Genomic DNA, 3,282 nt, shown 5'->3' on the forward strand with positions numbered 1-3,282 from the left:
TGCGTTGTAAAACGCCTGTGGGTTGTGAGGTTAAGCGACTAAGCGTACACGGTGGATGCCCTGGCAGTCAGAGGCGATGAAGGACGTGCTAATCTGCGTAAAGCGTCGGTAAGGTGATATGAACCGCTACAGCCGACGATGTCCGAATGGGGAAACCCGGTGCACTCTGTGCATCATCGCAACATGAATACATAGTGTTGCGAGGCGAACCTGGGGAACTGAAACATCTAAGTACCCAGAGGAAAAGAAATCAACCGAGATTCCCCCAGTAGCGGCGAGCGAACGGGGAGCAGCCCAGAACCTGAATCAGTTTGTGCATTAGTGGAAGCGTCTGGAAAGTCGCAGGGTACAGGGTGATACTCCCGTACACAAAAATGCACTTACTGTGAGTTCGAAGAGTAGGGCGGGACACGTGGTATCCTGTCTGAATATGGGGGGACCATCCTCCAAGGCTAAATACTCCTGACTGACCGATAGTGAACCAGTACCGTGAGGGAAAGGCGAAAAGAACCCCGGCGAGGGGAGTGAAACAGAACCTGAAACCGTGTACGTACAAGCAGTGGGAGCCAACTTGTTTGGTGACTGCGTACCTTTTGTATAATGGGTCAGCGACTTATATTCTGTAGCAAGGTTAACCGTATAGGGGAGCCGCAGGGAAACCGAGTCTTAACTGGGCGTTAAGTTGCAGGGTATAGACCCGAAACCCGGTGATCTAGCCATGGGCAGGTTGAAGGTTGGGTAACACTAACTGGAGGACCGAACCGACTAATGTTGAAAAATTAGCGGATGACTTGTGGCTGGGGGTGAAAGGCCAATCAAACCGGGAGATAGCTGGTTCTCCCCGAAAGCTATTTAGGTAGCGCCTCGTGAACTCATCTTCGGGGGTAGAGCACTGTTTCGGCTAGGGGGCCATCCCGGCTTACCAACCCGATGCAAACTGCGAATACCGAAGAATGTTATCACGGGAGACACACGGCGGGTGCTAACGTCCGTCGTGAAGAGGGAAACAACCCAGACCGCCAGCTAAGGTCCCAAAGTCATGGTTAAGTGGGAAACGATGTGGGAAGGCACAGACAGCCAGGATGTTGGCTTAGAAGCAGCCATCATTTAAAGAAAGCGTAATAGCTCACTGGTCGAGTCGGCCTGCGCGGAAGATGTAACGGGGCTAAACCATGCACCGAAGCTGCGGCAGCGACGCTTATGCGTTGTTGGGTAGGGGAGCGTTCTGTAAGCCGTTGAAGGTGAACTGTGAGGTTTGCTGGAGGTATCAGAAGTGCGAATGCTGACATAAGTAACGATAAAGCGGGTGAAAAGCCCGCTCGCCGGAAGACCAAGGGTTCCTGTTCAACGTTAATCGGAGCAGGGTGAGTCGACCCCTAAGGCGAGGCTGAAAAGCGTAGTCGATGGGAAGCAGGTTAATATTCCTGCACTTGGTGTTACTGCGAAGGGGGGACGGAGAAGGCTAGGTTATCCGGGCGACGGTTGTCCCGGTTTAAGCATGTAGGCGGAGAGTTTAGGTAAATCCGGACTCTTTTAACGCTGAGGTGTGATGACGAGCCACTACGGTGGTGAAGTAACTGATGCCCTGCTTCCAGGAAAAGCCTCTAAGCTCCAGGTAACACGAAATCGTACCCCAAACCGACACAGGTGGTCAGGTAGAGAATACCAAGGCGCTTGAGAGAACTCGGGTGAAGGAACTAGGCAAAATGGTGCCGTAACTTCGGGAGAAGGCACGCTGTCGGTAGGTGAAGTCCCTTGCGGATGGAGCTGAAGGCAGTCGAAGATACCAGCTGGCTGCAACTGTTTATTAAAAACACAGCACTGTGCAAACACGAAAGTGGACGTATACGGTGTGACGCCTGCCCGGTGCCGGAAGGTTAATTGATGGGGTTATCCGCAAGGAGAAGCTCTTGATCGAAGCCCCGGTAAACGGCGGCCGTAACTATAACGGTCCTAAGGTAGCGAAATTCCTTGTCGGGTAAGTTCCGACCTGCACGAATGGCGTAATGATGGCCAGGCTGTCTCCACCCGAGACTCAGTGAAATTGAAATCGCTGTGAAGATGCAGTGTACCCGCGGCAAGACGGAAAGACCCCGTGAACCTTTACTATAGCTTGACACTGAACATTGAGCCTTGATGTGTAGGATAGGTGGGAGGCTTTGAAGCGTGGACGCCAGTCTGCGTGGAGCCAACCTTGAAATACCACCCTTTAATGTTTGATGTTCTAACGTAGACCCGTAATCCGGGTTGCGGACAGTGTCTGGTGGGTAGTTTGACTGGGGCGGTCTCCTCCCAAAGAGTAACGGAGGAGCACGAAGGTTGGCTAATCCTGGTCGGACATCAGGAGGTTAGTGCAATGGCATAAGCCAGCTTGACTGCGAGAGTGACGGCTCGAGCAGGTGCGAAAGCAGGTCATAGTGATCCGGTGGTTCTGAATGGAAGGGCCATCGCTCAACGGATAAAAGGTACTCCGGGGATAACAGGCTGATACCGCCCAAGAGTTCATATCGACGGCGGTGTTTGGCACCTCGATGTCGGCTCATCACATCCTGGGGCTGAAGTAGGTCCCAAGGGTACGGCTGTTCGCCGTTTAAAGTGGTACGCGAGCTGGGTTTAGAACGTCGTGAGACAGTTCGGTCCCTATCTGCCGTGGGCGCTGGAGAATTGAGGGGGGTTGCTCCTAGTACGAGAGGACCGGAGTGAACGCACCACTGGTGTTCGGGTTGTCATGCCAATGGCATTGCCCGGTAGCTAAGTGCGGAAAAGATAAGTGCTGAAAGCATCTAAGCACGAAACTTGCCCCGAGATGAGTTCTCCCTGACTCCCTGAGAGTCCTGAAGGGACGTTGAAGACGACGACGTTGATAGGCCGGATGTGTAAGTGCAGCGATGCATTGAGCTAACCGGTACTAATGACCCGTGAGGCTTAACCTTACAACGCCAGAGGCGTTTTTGAGAGACGCAGAAGTAGATTTTCAGCTTGATTCATCCGGATAAAAGAATTAGCGATGTCCTGCGGAGTTAAGTCCGAAGGATTTTGCGCTGAGGCAAGGCGCCGACCGAGACGGAAGGAAGGAGCATACTGAGGTATGTGACTGAGTTACGCGAGGGAGAGCAACGCAGCATCAGCACAAAAGACACAGGACAGAGCACAGGAATTTGCCTGGCGGCTTTAGCGCGGTGGTCCCACCTGACCCCATGCCGAACTCAGAAGTGAAACGCCGTAGCGCCGATGGTAGTGTGGGGCCTCCCCATGCGAGAGTAGGGAACTGCCAGGCATCAA

The 3,282-nt window shown here is 53.3% G+C and carries 2 rRNA genes; both read left to right on the forward strand.

Going from position 1 to position 3,282, the window contains the following annotated elements:
• The first annotated feature begins 28 nt into the window (after nt 1–28).
• A 23S ribosomal RNA gene (locus H7A81_RS26490) occupies nt 29–2,933 on the forward strand.
• A gap of 228 nt (nt 2,934–3,161) precedes the next feature.
• Nucleotides 3,162–3,277 (forward strand): 5S ribosomal RNA (rrf, locus tag H7A81_RS26495).
• The last annotated feature ends 5 nt before the right edge of the window (nt 3,278–3,282 follow it).

It is taken from the genome of Pantoea sp. ME81, from assembly GCF_903970985.1.
In the GTDB taxonomy this organism is placed as follows: Bacteria; Pseudomonadota; Gammaproteobacteria; order Enterobacterales; family Enterobacteriaceae; genus Pantoea; species Pantoea communis.